The sequence below is a fragment of the Campylobacter sp. RKI_CA19_01121 genome (assembly GCF_025771295.1).
Taxonomy (GTDB): Bacteria; Campylobacterota; Campylobacteria; order Campylobacterales; family Campylobacteraceae; genus Campylobacter_D.
Genome location: NZ_JAKMQA010000005.1, coordinates 110,113 through 129,102, shown reverse-complemented (window position 1 = coordinate 129,102; position 18,990 = coordinate 110,113). Strand labels below are relative to the sequence as shown.

Genomic DNA, 18,990 nt, shown 5'->3' with positions numbered 1-18,990 from the left:
GGTTTTAGTTTGCATTTTTAAACCTTATCTATATGTCACTTGTATATATGTCACTTGTATAAATTTTATCTTTATAAGACAAAAGCTGTTTATCCATTCTATTAGCAACAATTAATTCAGATTTATTAACAAAGTTATTAAAATTGTTCTCAACCATATAACCATTATAGCAAACATCACTTATCAAAGGCTCATATATAAAAATTTTTTTATATTTTTGTATTTCATTTATCAAATCCAACATTACCGAATTTCTAAAATTATCTGATTCGTGCTTCATAATCAAGCGATAAAATCCTACGGTATCTATTTTTTTAGATAAAATTTGCTGTATAATAAACTCTTTTCTTAACTCATTTGTTTTTACTATAGCTTGAATCAAAGCATTAGGAGTCTCTTTAAAATTTGCTAATAACTGCTTACTGTCCTTAGGAAGACAATAACCCCCGTAACCAAAACTTGGATTATTATAGTATTTTCCTATTCTAGGATCAGCACAAACACCTGATATAATATCTTCTGTATTTAAATTGTTTTTTTGTGCAAACATATCAAGTTCATTAAAAAATCCAACTCTCATTGCAAGATATGTATTTGAAAAAAGTTTAACACTTTCAGCCTCTTCTGAATTCATAAATAGCACAGGAACATCTTTTTTCAACACGGAACTAGCAAAAATTTCTGCAATTTTGCTTGCGTATCTTTCTTTACTGCCAATGATAATTCTGCTTGGATATAAATTATCATATAAAGCGCTACCTTCTCTTAAAAATTCAGGGCAAAATATGATATCCTTAACTGAAAAACTTGTTTTTAAATGTTTTGTGTAGCCTATAGGAATTGTACTTTTGATAACAACTATAGTATTTTTGTTAAATTTTACAATATCCTCCATAACTTTTTCAATACTTTTTGTATCAAAATATTGTGTATTTTCATTGTAATTTGTAGGTGTTGCAATAATGATATAATCACACCCTTTGTAGGCATACTCTTTATCTAATGTAGCGTAAACCATATTACTACTATCTGCAATATATTCTTCAATCATTTGATCTTTTATAGGAGATTGCTTTTGATTAATCTTATCAACTTTAGTAGCATCAATATCCAACAGAACAACCTCATGGTTTTTACATAACATTAATGCATTTGCCAAACCAACATAGCCAATCCCAACAACGCAAATTTTCATTTTCTCCCTTTTATATGTTTCCATATTACCTTAACAATTGCAATAATCTTTCCATCATTAAAAAATTGCTTTGGATTATACACTAACTTTCTAAAAAGCTTATAAAATCTTGTATGCATAATTCTTAATTTTATAAAATCTGGAAAAATCAGATTAAATACTTTTATCATGATACCTGTATGATCAATTTCGTTAATATATGGTTTATAAATTAAGGACTTTAGACTATAATGAATTTTATTTATATTTTTAACATTTAAATAATTCTTTAAATCTATATTAATACAATAATATTTCGTTTCATATACTTTAGAATAAATTCTGTTATTTTTTTGAACTACTTTATACTTAGATTTTCCAAAACTATATACATTGTTTTTAAGATAAAATATAAACCTTATAACTTTTTCGTAATCAACACTTAAATCACTTTTTAAATACTTTAATAGCTCATCTTTATTTAACGCTTGATAATTAACTCCATTAATAACATAAAAAGCAAGTGCACAATTAACACAAGGTTTATTCATCATCATAGCATAAACCCCCACGCCAGAATTTAAAGTCAATACCACATCACACATATCAAGTAAATCAATAATATTTGTATCATCTTCTGTAAAAATTAGTGAATCATAACTCATTTTATCAATTTTACAAGTTAAAGGGTGTTTTTTAATTAAAAAAACATGACTATGTTTTAGTTGTTTTGCCACTTCATTGATAATCTCTAAAAAGTTACTATACTCAAAAGGTGTATAAGTAAAATATTTTACCACCGTATCGTTTTCAACCTGCAAAGGAACAAAAACTATTTTTTTATCTTTTATGTTTAATTTGATTTTTAATTTTTCAGGATTTCTTTTTCCCTGTTTTTCTAAAAAATTATCCTCATTTAGGACTTTATTTATATACTCTTTACATTCATTAATTTCATTTATAGTTAATTTTTTATTCCAATTTTCTTCTTTATAAGTAGAAGAATCATAATTAAATCCTTTGGTGTCAAAAAACCAACTATCAGGCAAAGCTCCCCTATCATAACAAATAAACTTAAGATCATTGTTTTTTACAAATTCATAAATAATTAATCTCTTTTCGTTACTATATGGGTTTGGGAATAATACACATTCAATATGATTTTCTTGGATAAAATTTAAAAATTTATTGCTATTAAATTTATTTTCATTGAAGAAAAAATTTTCACTTTTGCTTTGTATTTTACCAAGATAAACATTCACATCTTTTATTGAATTAAGTATCAATTTATCATTATTACATAGCAATAAAATATTTTTATTTATCGCTATCTTATCTTGAAGTGGTGGTATACTATAATCTTTTAAATTTTTTAAATTATTATAAAATTTTCTATGATTTTGAAATCTATTCCCCATGTAGTTATTTTGATTTGGCTCATCATGATAAAAATGATACATATAAACACCATGAAAACTCGCCTCATAACCAAGCAAAGAAAACCAAGTTCTAAAGCCTTTAAATTCTTTTATATTCCAACTTCCCTCATCATAACACAACTTTTTTGGCATTTTTTCAAAAGAAGTTGTTTCAAATAACAATCTTGCGTAAAAATCATGATCTTCATAACTATGACCTATAAATGCTTCATTATTTCCACCTAAAGATAGAAATTTATGTTTATTTAAAACTAAAGAACTAGAGCTTAAAGAAAAATACTTAATCCACTCTCTTTTTCCACTGATTAAATCATTTTTAATTAAACTATCCCATAAATCTTTTTCTTGCGTGTAAATAAACTCACTGCCTTCCTTACTAAGATAAATAACAGGAAGCACTAAAAACTCATTAATATTTTGCGAAATATTTTTTATATCTATAAGCTGTAAAATTAACTCAAGAGTTCTTGTAGAAAAATAACAATCCACATCTAAAAACATCACTACATCTGAATTTGCAAAAGATGCACCAAAGTTACGACATTTGCCTTGTGAGAAAAAATCTTTTTGGCTTTCATCTTTAAGGTAAATATGTCCATTTTCTTCGATGATATGCTTTAAATCATTTTCTAAAGAAGAATACCCCTCAACAAAAATATATTCAGCTCTATCATCGCTTTTAAACTCACATACTTTTTGAATAACACGATCTTTGATGTAAATTCTTTCTTTACTTAAGCCAAAAGGTATAATAATAGAAAGTTTCACACATTTCCTATCGCATAAAGTTGTATAATACCGACTATTTTTTCATCTTGAGTGACAACTATTTCTTTGATTTTGTGTTTTAGCATAAGCTCTTCTGCCTCACTTGCCATAGCACTTGCTTCTATGGCTTTTGGACTATCGCTCATGATTTCTTTAGCTTTAAAATCAAATCTTGGCTTATCGTTTGCCCTTAAAGCCCTTCTTAAATCACCATCTGTGATGATCCCAACTAGCTTTTCATTCTCAAGTACTATACAAAGTCCTAATTTACCACTAGTCATCACATCAACTAACTCATTAAACTCGCTCTCAGGGCTTACTATAGGTAGATTATTTGACACCATCAAATCACCTACTCTAGTTAGAAGCTTTCTACCTAAGCTTCCTCCTGGATGAAACAAAGCAAAATCATCAGGTCTAAAATTCCTTGCTCTCATCAAAGCTACTGCTATAGCATCGCCCATGGCTAAAGTAGCCGTGGTAGAAGAAGTTGGAGCTAATTGAAGCGGGCAAGCTTCTTTTTTTACTGCTATGTTTATAAAAATATCTGCTTGTTTGGCCAAAGTAGAGTTTTGATTTCCTGCCATAACAATTAAAGGAATTTTTCTTTTTTTAATCACTGGTATGAGTTTTAAAACCTCTTCAGTTTCTCCTGAATTTGAAATAGCTAAAAGCACATCCTCACTTGTGAGCATACCAAGATCTCCATGCAATGCTTCGCCCGGATGCATAAAAAAGCTCGGGGCACCTGTACTAGCTAAGGTTGCAGCTATCTTAGCTCCTATATGGCCTGACTTACCCATGCCACTTACTACACATCTACCTTTGATAGATAAAATCAGCTCAATGGCTTTATTAAAATCTTCATCTAAGTTATCACATAAATCTAAAATCGTTTTTGATTCTATCTCAAAAACTTCTTTGGCTATTTTAATCGCATCTATTTGGCTCATCTAAATTCCTATATATTTAACACTACATTAGTTGCAATAGCTATTTGGTATAAAATTTGTGTTAGCATGCTAAAAATTTGGAGATTTTGACTATCTACTTTTGGTAAAACTAAAATAGAATCTCCCGCTTTTATATCTGCTGAACTTCTACCACTGTATTTAGTTGCTTTACCATTAGCATTGATTACCAAAACTCTTGATATATCAGCCCTATCGCTAAAGCCACCTGCTAGGTTGATATAATATCTTAGTTTTTCTTTATCCATATACACAAATGCACCTGGTATAGAAACTTCACCTTGAACCAAAACAAGATTATTTTTACTAGGTACATTTACTACATCACCTTCTTCTAATACTATAGAATTATACGCTTTGACATTGTCTATAACGATTTGTCCTTTTGGTTGGGCTTGTTTTGCACGTGCAATAAATTCTAAAATCGTCTTAGCTTGAGTAGCTCTAATGCTAGCTTGCTCAGCATTAACTGAAGAACTTGTTAGAGCTAATGTTTCAAGCTCTTTAAGCTGGGCTTCTATAAGTTGTTTTTGAGTAGCTGCTACACTTTTTCTAAAAACTTGCAAGGCATTGATGTTTGATTGATCATTAACTGTAATCATTTTAGCAAGTTCAGCTAAAGTTGTGCCTTTTTTTATCACCACCGAGTGCAAACCACTATGTTCACCTTCTATACTAATGCTAATATTTTGCGCAGTATAATCAGGTCTAAATTCTATCTCATCACCATTGCATAATTTCACGCCTAAAAACTGCTTTTTGCTGTAAGCATCTACATGTAATTTATGATCATCTCTATAACTTTTTACCACAGCATTAGTTACTATAGGCTTAGCTCCTGCAACTTTGGCTATATCTTCTAAATTTAAAATATCATTACTGAGCTCAAATCTAAAAGGTTTTTGCACATCTCCTTCTACAAAAACATACTTTTGCACACTACCCACTAAGATCACATCACCCATTCTAAAAGGAAAAAGATCAAGTTGACCTTTAAGTAAAAAATCATATAAATCTATCTTTTTAATGACTTTATTATCTCTTAAAATTTGGATATCTCTAAAACTACCATATTCTAAATTAATACCACTAGCTTTATCTAAATACTGTATGATAGAATCTGAACTTAGTCCTTGATAAAGGCCTGGTTGATTTACATTTCCTGTAACAAATACCGATACATTTTGATAAATATCCATATCCGCATATACATAGACATTGCTTTTATAGATTTTATTAATAGCTTTTGTAATGACTTGCACCAAAGCACTATTTTTCACACCCAAAAGATTAATCGCACCTACTTTTGGTATAAAAATATTTCCTTGAGAGTCTACTGTTAAGGTTTGTATAAACTCTACCGCACCCCAAATTTTTACATTAATCCTATCACCTACTGCTAATTTATAATCAGGATTGTAAACATGTTGAGTAAATTTAGTAAAATTACCATTAAATAAATGTGCACCAAATACTTTAGTTATCGGAACTTGAGTTTGGTTAAAATCACTTTGGTTGCTATCGTAATTTATAATTTGTGGCTCTAAAGATGGAGCCAATGGTTGATTTTGAATTTTTGCAATTTGAGAAACATCTACTGCTGAAAATAAAAACAAAGGTAAAAGTAAAAGTAAAAATATCTTTTTCATTAGTATCTATGCTCCTCTATAATCATTTTAATAAATTTAACAATTCCATAAATCAAAGATAAAATCATAAAAGCCGTGAGTATATTATACAAAGCTTCTGGATATTTAGCACTTTGAGGCAAACTTGGACTTTGCACTATAACCACTTGTTTTATCTTTCTTAAAGCTTCTATCCTGGCACTCTCATAAGCTTTTAATGCAGCTGTATAAGCGCTTTCTGCAAAACCTGCCTCTATGGTTAGATCTTGAAATTTAGCTGCAAGATCGTTAAGTTTTTGAGAGGATTTTGGGGATGAAACTTTAGATTTTTCTTTTTGAAGTTGTTTTTTTAAAGCTGTGATTTCACTTTTTATAGTGACAATTTGCGGTGCATTATCATTTATATAACTTTGCATCATCAAAAGCTCAGCTTCTTTGGCTGCTATTTTTGATTCAAGTTCGGCTATGAGTTTTAGAGTGCCTTCTGCTTGTTTGAGCGGATCAAATACTCCATATTTGTTTTGAAAAGCTAAAAGCTCATCTTTAGCCTTTTGATATCTTTTTTTAAACTGCAAAAGTTCTTCTTCAGCAAATTGCATTTGATCTCTTGCGGCTTTGTGTGAAATTTCATTAATAAATTTTTCACTTTCTTTAACTATAGTTGAAGCTATTAAATGTGCGCTTTGTGGGTCAAAACCTTCAACTTCTACACGCAAAAGCCCATTGGCTGAGTTTTCTTGAATAATCTTAACACGGTTTTGATAATACTTTAAAAAATCCTCTTGGTCAGCTGATGAAGAAATACTGTAAAAAAAATCAAGTTTTTGTTTTTGATACAACTCACGAATTTGAATTTTTTCTTCTAAGATATTTAACATATCCAAAGAATGAATATATGATTTTAAAAAAGTTATATCTTCGCTTGAAAAAGAATTATTAGTTAAAAGTGCGGCAATGCCTGTGATAGCGCCACTATCTCCTGTGGTTGATTTCACACTTAAAACACTTTCACTCACATAGCGATTTGCTGCTATAAAAACATAATAAAATACAACAAATGCTGTTAAAATCAATACTATTTTAAAAGAATTAAGTATCTTTAAATTTTTAAACTTTTTTAATAAATCATTTTGCATTTATTTTTCCTTGATACACCGCTATACCCTCATCTACATCATCATATATAGTAGCTTGTCCATCTTGCATAAATATAATTTTATCACACCATTGTTTAATTTCAGCTACATTATGTGAAACCATGATAACTTTTGACCTACTTAATTTTTCTTTATAGATTCTAGAGCTTTTTTCTCTAAATTTAGGATCTCCCACAGCACCTGCTTCATCAATCAAATAATAATCAAAATCAAATGCCATGCTTAAACCAAAAGATATCCTAGCACTCATACCTGCTGAGTAAGTATTCATAGGCTCATCAAAAAATTTACCAAGCTCAGCAAAATCTTCCACAAATTTAATCTTTTCTTCTAAGGCCTTTCCTTTATAACCATATACTCTAGCCACAAAGCGTGCGTTATCCCTTGCTGAAAGTCTATGTTGAAACGCACCTGCCAAACCCAAAGGCCAAGATAATTTTTTATTAGTGATAATCTTACCTCTATCTGGAAGCAAAGAACCACTTAAAAGTTTCATTAAGGTTGATTTTCCAGCACCATTGCGTCCCATTAAACCTATACTACAATTTTCAGGAAACTCAAAACTTAAATTTTTAAAAACATAATGTCTTTCACCATTGCGTAAAGGAAAAGATTTGGTTAAATTAACTAATTTTATCATCGCACCGCTATCAACTTTTCTCTAGTAAAATAATAAAAAAACAATCCCAAAAACAAAATCACACTCAAACATGCAATAGGGTAATAATAATTATAATCATCAAGCAATGGATAATTTTGAAAAAAATTATATTTTAAAAGTTCCATGATATGCAAAAGCGGATTATAATATAAAATATCTAAAATAGGTTTTGGAACTATCCATATAGGAAATACCACCAAAGCTGTCCAGTATAAAACTATATTTAAATAATTTAATGCCATTTTTAAAGGCTCTGCAAAATGTCCTGCTATAGCAAAACACATTCCCATAGCAAAACCAAATACCACAAGCAAAAAAAACGAAAACATCACTTCTAGAAAATGCTTAGGTATGACTTGCATATGCAAAAACCAACCTGCTAAAAACATTACACAAATAAAAATAGTAAAATAAATACAAAACTCAAGCAGTGCTCTTGCAACAAAAACATGTATGGGACGAATAGGTTTATAAGCAAAAAGAGCTAAATTAGCCCCAATACCGTGCAAAAGCTGATTAATGATACTTCTAAACATAAAAAAAGGTATAATCCCTACTGCTAAAAACAAAAAGATAGAAACACCTTCAGGCATGATTTGATGATGAAATTCTCTAATAGCTGCTATAATGGAAGTAATTACCAAAACCACCATCATAGGCTCACCGATCACCCAAAAATAGCCCAAATATTTATTAATACCAAATCTTGTCTTTAGCTCTCTAAAAAAAAGAGCATGTATGACATTAAACATATTTTTAGCAAACCTTTTTAAATTTTCAAAATTTTTATATTATACTTTTTTATCTTATATAATATTTAACAAGGTTTAAAAATGAAAAGAAATTTCTTTGAAGAATTAGAAAAAATTTTATATCATAAAGATATTTTTAAAAAGATTGAATTATTTAATGAATTTTATGAAAATTTCAAATCTAATTTGTATGATTTTAATCATTCCCATGAAGCGATCATTTGTGAAAACTCACAAGTTAAAATCCTTCATCCCATGAAAATAAGGCGTCCAAAAGAAGCAAATAGCACTTTATCTTTAGCCAAAATCTTACATTCAGTTGCACATATAGAATATAGTGCTATAAATTTAGCCTTAGATGCTAGTTATAGATTTAAAAACTTGCCATTGAAATTTTATCAAGATTGGCTTGAAGTAGCTGATGAGGAAATTAAGCATTTTTTACTTTTAGAAAAAACTTTAAATGAACTTGGTTTTAAATATGGAGATTTCCATGCACATGATAATCTTGAAAAGGCCTTATTCTTAACCAAAGATAATCTTGCTCATAGAATGGGCATAGTGCATAGAGGACTTGAAGCAAAAGGACTTGATGCTAATCCTTTTGTCTTAGAAAAATTAAACACAACTAATCATCCTATAAAAAGTTTATTTAGTGAAATTTTTACCATTATATTAAATGATGAGATTAAACATGTAAATAAAGGGGATTTTTGGTGGAATTATGCAAAAAATGAAAATGATAGTTATCTTGATCTTTGCACTGAATATAAAGAATTTAATCTTTTAGGAAAAGTATATAACAAAACAGCTAGAATTCAAGCAGGATTTAATGAAAGCGAACTTCAAGAACTAGATAATTTTTATAATAAAAATTAAAAATTTAATTCAAAAATTTCTTTAAAATCTCTAGCTACTAGTATATTTTTGTTATCAAGCAACAAAACTTTTGGCAATGCGCGACTTAAAAACAAATATATACCCTCTGTAACACTATAAGCGCCAATATTTTCAAAAACAATCAAATCGCCTATTTGAGGATTATCAAGCTGTTTTCTTCTAACTAGCATATCTCCACTTGTACAAAGAGCCCCGCATATACAATAATCCTTTTCTTGTTTATAAGCATTACTATTTATTGATATATGACGCATAATAGGAATTTTCATTCCCATAATAGAACCATAATAATTAACATGATTTATCCCGCCATCAAGCAAACAATAATCACATTCTCCTGTATTTTTTACATCCAAAATACTAGCTAAGTAGTATCCGCAATATTGAACCATAAACCTACCTAGCTCAATACGCATTTTAACTCTATCAAGATTTAATTCATCAAGTTTGGTTTTTAAAATACTTAGTGGTTTTAAAGTATCACTAAAATCATCATCTTCAAACATGCTCACATTAAGTCCTGGACCATACTCAATGATAAACTCATCCATTTTTATAATACTTGTAATTTCATTTTTTAAATCTAATAACAAATTTAGATCTTTTAATTGCAAATCTATTTTTTTACGTTGTGTACCAGCATAATAATGCAAACCACTAAACTTAATATTTTGATATTTATGTAGCATATTTATGGCTTTTATAATATCCTTTTTACCCATACCAAATTGCGATCCAGTCGAAAGTCTTAACAATATACAAATTTTACTATCAAGATCTAGAGTACATTTATTTATGAGTTCTAGTTGATTTAAAGATTCTGTGGTAAAAGATTTTACACCATATTCTAATGCAAGCACTACATCATCATATCCTTTTACAACACCAGAATATATAATTTGCGATGCTGGAATATTTAATGTTATACAAATTTGTAATTCTCCTGGAGAACAAACTTCTATTTTCTCAATATTTTTTGATATATAAGTAGTCAAAAATGGATTTGCCTTCATTGCAAAGCATAGTTCATATTTATTATCTAAAATATCTTTCATAGCTTTAATACGACTTAAAAGAGCTTGAATATCAAATAAAAAACTTGGAGTGCTATGTTTTTTAGCAATATTTAACAATTCTTCATTTTTCATATATCATTTCCCTTAATTTAGCTCTATCAATTTTTCCATTTTTATTCAGTGGTAAATTTTCTAGTTTAAAAAATACCGATGGAAGCATATATGAGATTAATTGATTTTTAAGATATTGTATCAAATCATCAACACTAAGCATCCCACTATAAAATAAATATATTTTATCACACTCATAAATAGCACAGGCTAGTTCAATACCTTTTATACCCATAGTCGCAATCTCTATATCTCCAAGTTCTATCCGGCGTCCCAAATGTTTAATTTGAAAGTCATTACGTCCTTGAAATACTAATTCTCCTTGTTCGTTGTATTTTCCCATATCACCGGTTTTATAAGTTCTCTCATAATATTTTAAATTTAAAGGATTTTGTATAAAGGCTTCATTGGTGCGTTTAAAGTCTTTATAATATCCAAGTGCAACATTTGGCCCGCTAACACAAATTTCACCTATTTCATCTTTTTTCTTTACTTCATATGGCTTGCCATCGTTATCAAAAGCTAATAAAAAAACTTTTTGTCCTCTAAAAGCATTACCTATAGGAAGTTTTTTATATTTCAAACAATAATCATTTTTTATTTTATAAAAAGCACAATTACAAGTAATTTCACTTGGTCCATACAAATTTACAAATTCAGTTTTGGGTAGGTTTTTTTGCCATATATCTAGCTGATTTAATGGCATAACTTCGCCACTAAAAAGAACTTTTTTAATACCTATGGGAGTGCAATACTTAAAAACTCTAAATGATGAAAGCAATGTTAAAGCACTTACAGCCCAAATTAATATACTTATTTTATATTGCATTAACAATTCTACTAATTTCACAGGAGATGTAAAAAGATATTTATCTATTAAAAAAACACTAGCTCCAAGATATACTGCGCTATAGATATCTTTAATACTTACATCAAAATCAAGCGGAGCTTGATTTGCAAATATATCATCGCTTGAAAATTTAAATTCATTAACAAACACAGGGATGAAATAAAGTACATTAGAATGAGTTTTAACCACGGCTTTTGGTAAACCTGTGCTTCCACTAGTAAAAATTATATCAAGAATATCATATGGCTCATACTGACTTTGTATTTTTTCCAAAACATCATTTTGGATTTCATAATTTAATACCTTAGCAATATCAACAATTTCTCTATTTGTAATCTTTGAAATATCATCAAAAAGTGTAGTATTAGTAAAAATAAATTTAGGTTCAATAATTTCAAGCATTTTTTCTATACGATTTTTAGAATGGTCAATATCTATAAAAGCATAAGCAACCCTTGCCATTGCACAACCAAATATCATAGCAATACAATCAATATTTTTATTCATATAAATAGCTACAATAGAATTTGCTTTAGTTTTGTGATGAAGCAAAAAACTCGCGATACGCTTAGATTTATCCAAAAGATCAGCATAATTTATACTATCATTTTGAGTAAAAAAAGCTATTTTCTCAGGATATAATTTTGCAGAATTTTCTAAATACCAAACTACATTATTTATCATTCTTAATATGCTCTACCATTGCCATTATTGCAGATATTGAATTAAAATTTGAAGATTCAATGTATTGAGGTTTGATTTCTATGTCAAATTTAGCCTCTAACTCCATTATAATTTGCAATATATCAAAACTACTAATAATCCCATCACTAACTAAATTTTGATTTTCTTCAAAGTTTATTCCAGGCTTAATGCTTTGTAAAATTTCCAAAATATCATTCATCATGTTCTCCTAAATATAATTAACTTTTAAAATAAAATTATCACTTTCTAACCATATCGCATTTTAGCAAATCATATGCAACAGCAATATCCTCACAAATCATTCCACCGCTTGAAAAAACCATAGGTTTATTAGTCTGCAATAATTCCTTTTTTCGACCAGCTAAGATATCAAATATATCAATTATCTCATCTTTAGCGCAGCGCTTTTCTTTGACTAAATCTATAAATCTACTACCCAAGCTAGAAAATTTAGGATAAACCGGATATCCAAATTCTTCTAAATAACTTTCATACATTGCATAATTATCCGCTATTTTAATAGCTTCATTAATTAAAAAATCATCACTAAATTTCACAAAACTAAGACAAATTGTAAGTGAATTTTCTTTAAGCCATCTGGAGCGAATAATAGGCATATCAGCTAAAGTATCAAAATCAAAACCAGGATTTATGCTAATAATATCACTATTTTTAACCGCTTCTTCAATACTATCAACCGCCAAAAACTCTATGTTAGTATTATTTTTAAATTCTGAGATTAACTTAGCAACTCCTAACTCACTCTTTCCTTTAACTTTGATCTTTTTTATATTTGGGTAAATTTGCAATATTCCTTGAATAAAAGCAGTATGTATGCGACCAGCACCTATGAGTCCTAGTTCATAAACATCTTTTTTAAGTAACTTTGCAGCATATAAACTTAACGCAGCAGTTCGGTAAGTAGTAATATCATTAGCAGGTAAAATAGCTAAAGGAAAACCTGTATTAGGCTCATTTAGAATAAGTGTATATGTCGTAGTTCCCTCTACTGCACCACGTAAATTTGGTCCGTGCCATTTAAGACCTGCTAAATTATATTCACCACCAAGCCATCCAGGCATTGCAATGTATGTATTTTTTTGTCTATCATCTCGTGCAAAGCTAATTCTCATGCCATGTGAATTAGCATTTGAACCACCCATAGTGTAAGCTCCAGTGCTCATAACTTTATACATATTTTCTATGGAATGTACACATTTACTTATATCTAATCTTTTTTTAATTTCACATTCACTAATATATTTTGTTTCCAAATTATCACCTCTTTAATTCAACCAAATGCGCAGTTTCTAAAAGTTTAGCAATTCGTATGAGTTCTTTTAAATCACATTTATTCTTTTTGGCAATTTGACTTAACAACTCATTATCTTTACAATTAAAAGCATTAAAAAATAATTTATCTTTATTATAATCCATTCTATCAATATTTTCTGCAAATAAATTTCCAGAAAAAAGTTTTTTAATTTTTAAGTCATTTTCATAAAAAAACAATAATTCCAAGACAAGCTCTATTGATTTTTCAAGGTTTAATAAATTTGCATTTTCTAAATTATCAAAACTACTAGCATGATTTGCACATAATATTTTTTCATTATTGAAATTTAATTTTCTACAAAAATAAATCATGCGAGTTTTAAACTCATTAAACATATAACTGTCACTTGCAAAGGTTTGAAAATCATATACAGATGTGTCATTTTTAATAGATATATACTCAATAATAGAACTTAAACTCAGATTAATCTTATGTGATGTAGTTATACTTAATGGATTTTTACTAGCCAGATTATCTAAAAGCACAAGTAAGTGAATTTTTTCTTTATTTTTATCAATACGGCTAAAATAACAATCAAATCCAACATCCTCAGGAGTAATTACTAATTTATATGAATAATATGTTTTTTTCTTACTCAGAGCTTCTATTATTTTTAAACCAGCAATCACACCGCTTAAACCATTGTTAAATTGATAAGGACTTGATAGATTTGCACACAATAAAATACATTCATCACTCTGGCCTTGAATTTCTAACTCGCCAACTTTTAATTCTCCATAGGAAAATAAACTATCTATTTTTACTTTATATCTTGATTCTTTTAAACATTGCATTTGTTTTTTTGTACAACATAACCCCCAAGTTCTTTCATAAGGCTTATTGATGCAAAGTATTTCATCATCGGTGCTGTTTTTTAAATTTGGCATATGTAAATGTTTAAGTAATTCTTCATAAGTAACTTCACCATCAAATGGTAAAGAATAACGCATAACATGCAAGGGATTTTGATCAGTGGAAAACACCAATTCACCATTCATTTTGCAAAGATATGCTTCTTTACATATCCATCTTTCAGGAACTATCCAATCAAAAGCTTTATATCCGCTTGCAAATTTGTAAATTTTCATATTAGTATATAACGATTTTAACGCATAAAGAGCAGCATCATAACCATCACTAACTATATCTCTTGGGAGATTATAAAGATTTTTAACCAAACTTGAAATACTTGTATCATTTAATATAGTATTAAAATATTGAAAGCCGGTTCGCTCTTTTTCTTTTTCAATCAAATCACATTCTGGACCTACAGCGGTTATCCATGGATCTTTACTAAATTGTTTAAATGCAAATTCTTTATAAGTTTGAGCTTTAATAGAGCTTACAAATCCTTTTCCAAGCGGTGCAGATTTAACTAATCCAGCTTCTATACATTTTTCCATCATTCTTTTAAAAGTAGGATAAGCATTAGAGCAAAGTGGGCGTACATTGTATACCCAAGATATCTTTCGAATGCAATCTTCATCTTTAATATTGCCTGTAAAAAATTTTTTATATCTATGCGGAACTTTAAATTCTTCCTCATAAGAATGCAAGATAGTTGCCCATCGCAACTCCACACCTATACACAAAATCTTACCACCCAGACGAGTAAAACGATCAAAAAATGAATTTTCACCAAATGAAGTATTAGCATAAATTTTAGTAATAGATTCAGCCTGAGAACCTTTGGCAGCCACCGATAAAAATGGATCTAAACTACGATATGCCCTTTTTTGTTTCCAAAAATATTCGCTAAATTGCCCCATAGTAGGACAAGGAGTGGTTTTTGGATCAAAAATTTCATTATTGCCAAATGAATATGTAAATGTAGGGACAACTAATGTTCCATCTGCTATAATTTCCATTAAGGAATCCATAATAGAAGCAGAAAGTTCATCTGAACTTTTCACACCTTCCATAATCATACCTAAACGATCAAGCCCGCAATGAACCATAACTAAATCACCGGCATTAATATCTACACTACGTATAGCATTTATAAAATCAGATTTAGTATACACCCCCCCTCAATCTAGCTTAAAACATTAAAAATATAAGCGTTTTCTAACTAAAAAAGAATTATATCTATAAAAACTTAAAATATTATTCTGATATTATGCATAGATAAAAAGTATATTTGAAGATGGTGGTTAGAGGCAGAATCGAACTGCCGACACGCAGATTTTCAGTCTGCTGCTCTACCGACTGAGCTATCCAACCACTGAATTGAAGTTGTAATTATACAATAGTTTTTTTAAAAAAAGTTGAAATTTGCATAAAAATGCAAATTATTCAGCAAAAGCTCCAAATTTAAAGATTTTTTGCATTCTTAATGCAGCTAATTCGCGTTTATCGTATTGTTCTAATTCTTCTATAGCTTTTAAGACATAATCACTTAAATTTTTAATTGCATTTTCTTTATCTCTATGAGCTCCACTCATTGGCTCTTCGATAACATCATCAATCAAACCTTGAGTTTTTAAATCATCAGCAGTTACTTTCATCGCCTTAGTAGCAGCTTCACTTTTTGATGGATCATTCCATAAAATAGCAGCACAACCCTCAGGTGAAATCACAGAAAAAACTGAATTTTTCATCATAGCAAGTTTATCAGCTACTCCTATGGCTAAAGCACCACCACTTCCACCTTCACCTATAACCACTGCTATAGTGATTGTTTTAAGGGCGCTTAACTCATATAAATTTCTAGCTATAGCCTCGCTTTGACCACGCTCTTCAGCACCCACTCCTGGGTAAGCACCTGGAGTATCTACTAAAAATAACACCGGTATGTCAAATTTTTCAGCCATTTTTGCTACTCTTAGAGCTTTTCTATAACCTTCAGGATGAGGCATACCAAAATTTCTATGAAGTTTATCTTTAGTACCTCTACCTTTTTGCTCACCTATAACAATAACTTTTTTACCACCTATATAGCCTGCATAACACACAATAGCAGGATCATCTCTAAAAGCACGATCGCCATGAATTTCATAAGCATCACTTAATATAGCTTGAATATAATCAAGTGCATAAGGACGATCAGGATGTCTTGCAAGCTGTAAGCGTTGGTAATCGCTTAAATTTTTATAAACTTTTTGAGTTTCTTTTTCAAGATTTTTTTCTAAAATTTTTACTGCTTCATCATCGCCTTTGATTTTAGCATTTGCTAAATCCTCATCAATTTGCTGAATATTTTTTTCAAAATCTAAATAAGAAGCCATATTAATCTACTTTTTTGAAAATCACACAACCATTTGTTCCACCAAAACCAAAAGAATTGCTCATTACAACATTAACTTCGCTTTTTCTTGCAGTATTTGGTATATAGTCAAGATCACAGTTTTCATCTGCTACGATTTGATTGATAGTTGGCGGTAATATACCTTGATCAAGTGCCATTAAAGAAATAACAGCTTCAATAGCACCAGCAGCACCTAAGCAATGTCCTGTTTGACCTTTTGTAGAACTAACTAAAGGAATTTGATCTTTAAAAAGTTCTTTAATAGCTGCTGTTTCATTTTTATCATTTACCGGAGTAGAAGTTCCGTGCGCATTAATATAATCTACTTTTGGATTTCCTGCCATTTTTAAAGCTTTTTTCATAGCACGCAATGGCCCTTCTAAAGTAGGCGAAGTGATATGATGTGCGTCCGCACTTTCGCCAAAACCTACTAACTCAGCATAAATTTTAGCTCCACGCTTTTTAGCAGCCTCATACTCTTCAAACACTAAAGCACCAGCACCCTCACCCATTACAAAACCATCTCTTTCTTTGTCAAATGGTCTTGAAGCCTTAGCTGGATCATCATTTCTAGTAGAAAGAGCTTTCATAGCAGCAAAGCCACCTATACCCACAGCACAAATAGCTGCTTCAGCGCCTACTACAAGCATTTTATCTGCATTGCCTAAAGCTATGCTTTTATAAGCTTCGCCTATAGCATGGGTTCCTGCTGCACAAGCAGTTACGCATGAGATATTTGGTCCTTGCAATCCATGCTCGATTGAAATAATCCCACCAAGCATATTAACCAAAGCTGATGGTATGAAAAAAGGAGTTATTTTGCGTGGTCCACGTTGTGCACAAGTAACAGAATTTTTTTCTATATTTGGTAAACCACCTATACCAGCTGCTGAAACTACACCAAATTCTTCTTTGTTTAAAGTTTCATCAAATTTAGCATCTTCCATAGCTTCTCTTGCTGCTTTAATACCAAGTTGTATAAAACGATCTATTTTTTTAACCTCTTTAGCATCACAAACACTTAAAGGATCAAAATTTTTTACTTCAGCAGCAATTTGCACTGGAAAATCAGTGGTATCAAAAAGAGTGATTTTATCAACGCCACTTTTACCATCACAAATCGCTTTAAATGAGCTATCTTTGTCTAAGCCAAGGGCATTGATCATTCCTATACCTGTTACTACAACGCGTTTCAAACCGCACTCCTTATTTTAAAAATTAAAATTATTTTTGAAGATTTTCTATATAATTAACAACATCTTCGATTTTTACTAGTTTTTCAGCATCACTGTCTGGAATTTCTACATCAAATTTTTCTTCTAAAGCCATAACTAATTCAACAACATCCAAAGAGTCAGCACCTAAATCTTCAATGATTTTAGATTCCATTTTAACTGCATCTTCATCAACACTAAGTTGCTCAACAACTACTTTTTTTACATCATCAAAAATTGCCATTTTTATCTCCTAGTTTAAAAAATTAAACCACATTTTACAATAAAAAAATAAATTTCTTGTTTAAAAAGTTAAAAATTAAAGATTATTACGAAAAATTTAATTATCTGTGTTTAAATAAAAGCTTAATTTTTAACAAAGGAAATTAATGCTTTTAGATAGACTTATAAAAGAAAATAAAAAAACTTGGGATCAATACATCCATCATGAATTTGTAAAAAAACTTCAAAATGGCACTTTAGAAAAAGATGTATTTTTATTTTATCTTAAACAAGATTATATCTTTTTAAACAATTACGCAAAATGCTATGCCCTGCTTGCTTTAAATGCAAATAATGCTAAAGAAATTCAATTTGCCATTAAAAATCAAAACTACACTTTAGAAGGAGAATTGGAACTTCATAGAAGTATTTTAAAGCTAGGTATTGATGTAGAAAAACTAAATTATAAAGATGAAAGTTTAACCAATATTGCTTATACAAGGTACTTACTAAGTGTGGGACAAAATGGAGATTATTTAGATATGCTATGTGCTTTGAGTGCTTGTGCTATAGGCTATGCATATATAGGAGAAGAAATTTATAAAGGACTTGATAAACAAAACTTAGAAAATCATCCTTACAAAGAGTGGATTTTAACCTATGCGGGAAAAGAATTTCAAGATGAAATTAAAGAATTTAAAGATTTTTTTAATTCTTATGCAAATAGCATTAGCGAAGAAAAATTTAAAAAATTAAACGAAATTTTTTATACTACTGTAAGACTTGAAACAGCCTTTTGGCAACATTCTTTAGAGCAAAAAATGGAAATTTAATCATCA

The 18,990-nt window shown here is 29.6% G+C and carries 17 protein-coding genes and 1 tRNA gene; 2 read left to right on the top strand and 16 right to left on the bottom strand.

Annotated features, from left to right (window positions below; translation table 11 throughout):
• Positions 1–28: 28 nt before the first annotated feature.
• Genes L8T90_RS03910 through L8T90_RS03880 form a run of 7 tightly spaced genes read right to left on the bottom strand, consistent with a single transcriptional unit; the run spans position 29 to position 8,550 of the window.
• Positions 29–1,195, bottom strand: coding sequence for a nucleotide sugar dehydrogenase (locus L8T90_RS03910; protein ID WP_263736780.1), 1,167 nt, complete (start codon positions 1,193–1,195; stop codon positions 29–31).
• On the bottom strand, positions 1,192–3,381 hold the full coding sequence (locus tag L8T90_RS03905) for a glycosyltransferase (RefSeq protein ID WP_263736779.1): 2,190 nt from the start codon (positions 3,379–3,381) through the stop codon (positions 1,192–1,194). Before L8T90_RS03905 ends, L8T90_RS03910 begins: the two co-directional genes overlap by 4 nt.
• Positions 3,378–4,334 carry a KpsF/GutQ family sugar-phosphate isomerase gene (locus tag L8T90_RS03900; protein WP_412174997.1) on the bottom strand — a complete coding sequence of 319 codons (957 nt, stop codon included), beginning with the start codon at positions 4,332–4,334 and terminating at the stop codon, positions 3,378–3,380. The genes L8T90_RS03905 and L8T90_RS03900 overlap by 4 nt, the downstream gene beginning before the upstream one ends.
• A gap of 8 nt (positions 4,335–4,342) precedes the next feature.
• Positions 4,343–6,001 carry a polysaccharide biosynthesis/export family protein gene (locus tag L8T90_RS03895; RefSeq protein ID WP_263736778.1) on the bottom strand — a complete coding sequence of 553 codons (1,659 nt, stop codon included), beginning with the start codon at positions 5,999–6,001 and terminating at the stop codon, positions 4,343–4,345.
• Positions 6,001–7,116: a capsule biosynthesis protein gene (locus tag L8T90_RS03890; RefSeq protein ID WP_263736777.1), complete on the bottom strand. Its 1,116-nt coding sequence runs from the start codon at positions 7,114–7,116 to the stop codon at positions 6,001–6,003. Before L8T90_RS03890 ends, L8T90_RS03895 begins: the two co-directional genes overlap by 1 nt.
• The gene (locus L8T90_RS03885; RefSeq protein WP_263736776.1) at positions 7,106–7,777 is read right to left on the bottom strand and encodes an ABC transporter ATP-binding protein; all 672 of its coding nucleotides are present in this window, start codon (positions 7,775–7,777) and stop codon (positions 7,106–7,108) included. Before L8T90_RS03885 ends, L8T90_RS03890 begins: the two co-directional genes overlap by 11 nt.
• Positions 7,774–8,550, bottom strand: coding sequence for an ABC transporter permease (locus L8T90_RS03880; RefSeq protein ID WP_263736775.1), 777 nt, complete (start codon positions 8,548–8,550; stop codon positions 7,774–7,776). Before L8T90_RS03880 ends, L8T90_RS03885 begins: the two co-directional genes overlap by 4 nt.
• An 81-nt stretch (positions 8,551–8,631) precedes the next feature.
• On the opposite strand from L8T90_RS03880, the gene L8T90_RS03875 reads away from it, so the two are divergent.
• On the top strand, positions 8,632–9,429 hold the full coding sequence (locus L8T90_RS03875; RefSeq protein WP_263736774.1) for a ferritin-like domain-containing protein: 798 nt from the start codon (positions 8,632–8,634) through the stop codon (positions 9,427–9,429).
• On the opposite strand, the gene L8T90_RS03870 is transcribed toward L8T90_RS03875, so the two are convergent.
• The 9 genes from L8T90_RS03870 to acpP form a co-directional block, all read right to left on the bottom strand.
• Positions 9,426–10,598, bottom strand: coding sequence for a diaminopimelate decarboxylase family protein (locus L8T90_RS03870; protein ID WP_263736773.1), 1,173 nt, complete (start codon positions 10,596–10,598; stop codon positions 9,426–9,428). The two genes, L8T90_RS03875 and L8T90_RS03870, sit on opposite strands and share 4 nt — an antisense overlap.
• Positions 10,588–12,111, bottom strand: coding sequence for an AMP-binding protein (locus L8T90_RS03865; RefSeq protein ID WP_263736772.1), 1,524 nt, complete (start codon positions 12,109–12,111; stop codon positions 10,588–10,590). The genes L8T90_RS03870 and L8T90_RS03865 overlap by 11 nt, the downstream gene beginning before the upstream one ends.
• Positions 12,101–12,331, bottom strand: coding sequence for a hypothetical protein (locus L8T90_RS03860; protein ID WP_257937924.1), 231 nt, complete (start codon positions 12,329–12,331; stop codon positions 12,101–12,103). The genes L8T90_RS03865 and L8T90_RS03860 overlap by 11 nt, the downstream gene beginning before the upstream one ends.
• A gap of 40 nt (positions 12,332–12,371) precedes the next feature.
• The gene (locus L8T90_RS03855) at positions 12,372–13,406 is read right to left on the bottom strand and encodes a hypothetical protein (RefSeq protein ID WP_263736771.1); all 1,035 of its coding nucleotides are present in this window, start codon (positions 13,404–13,406) and stop codon (positions 12,372–12,374) included.
• A gap of 4 nt (positions 13,407–13,410) precedes the next feature.
• Positions 13,411–15,492 carry a DUF4910 domain-containing protein gene (locus L8T90_RS03850; RefSeq protein ID WP_263736770.1) on the bottom strand — a complete coding sequence of 694 codons (2,082 nt, stop codon included), beginning with the start codon at positions 15,490–15,492 and terminating at the stop codon, positions 13,411–13,413.
• Positions 15,493–15,615: 123 nt separating this feature from the next.
• A tRNA-Phe gene (locus tag L8T90_RS03845) sits at positions 15,616–15,691 on the bottom strand.
• Between the two features lie 68 nt (positions 15,692–15,759).
• Entirely contained in the window at positions 15,760–16,695 is a 936-nt protein-coding gene (locus tag L8T90_RS03840) for an acetyl-CoA carboxylase carboxyltransferase subunit alpha (protein WP_173787044.1), read from the bottom strand.
• 1 nt (position 16,696) lies between these two features.
• On the bottom strand, positions 16,697–17,911 hold the full coding sequence (locus tag L8T90_RS03835) for a beta-ketoacyl-ACP synthase II (RefSeq protein ID WP_039627924.1): 1,215 nt from the start codon (positions 17,909–17,911) through the stop codon (positions 16,697–16,699).
• Between the two features lie 28 nt (positions 17,912–17,939).
• The gene (gene acpP, locus L8T90_RS03830) at positions 17,940–18,173 is read right to left on the bottom strand and encodes an acyl carrier protein (protein ID WP_039617517.1); all 234 of its coding nucleotides are present in this window, start codon (positions 18,171–18,173) and stop codon (positions 17,940–17,942) included.
• A gap of 145 nt (positions 18,174–18,318) precedes the next feature.
• Here acpP and tenA point away from each other — a divergent pair, with 145 nt between their 5' ends.
• Positions 18,319–18,984: a thiaminase II gene (gene tenA / locus L8T90_RS03825; protein WP_263736769.1), complete on the top strand. Its 666-nt coding sequence runs from the start codon at positions 18,319–18,321 to the stop codon at positions 18,982–18,984.
• Positions 18,985–18,990 lie beyond the last annotated feature (6 nt).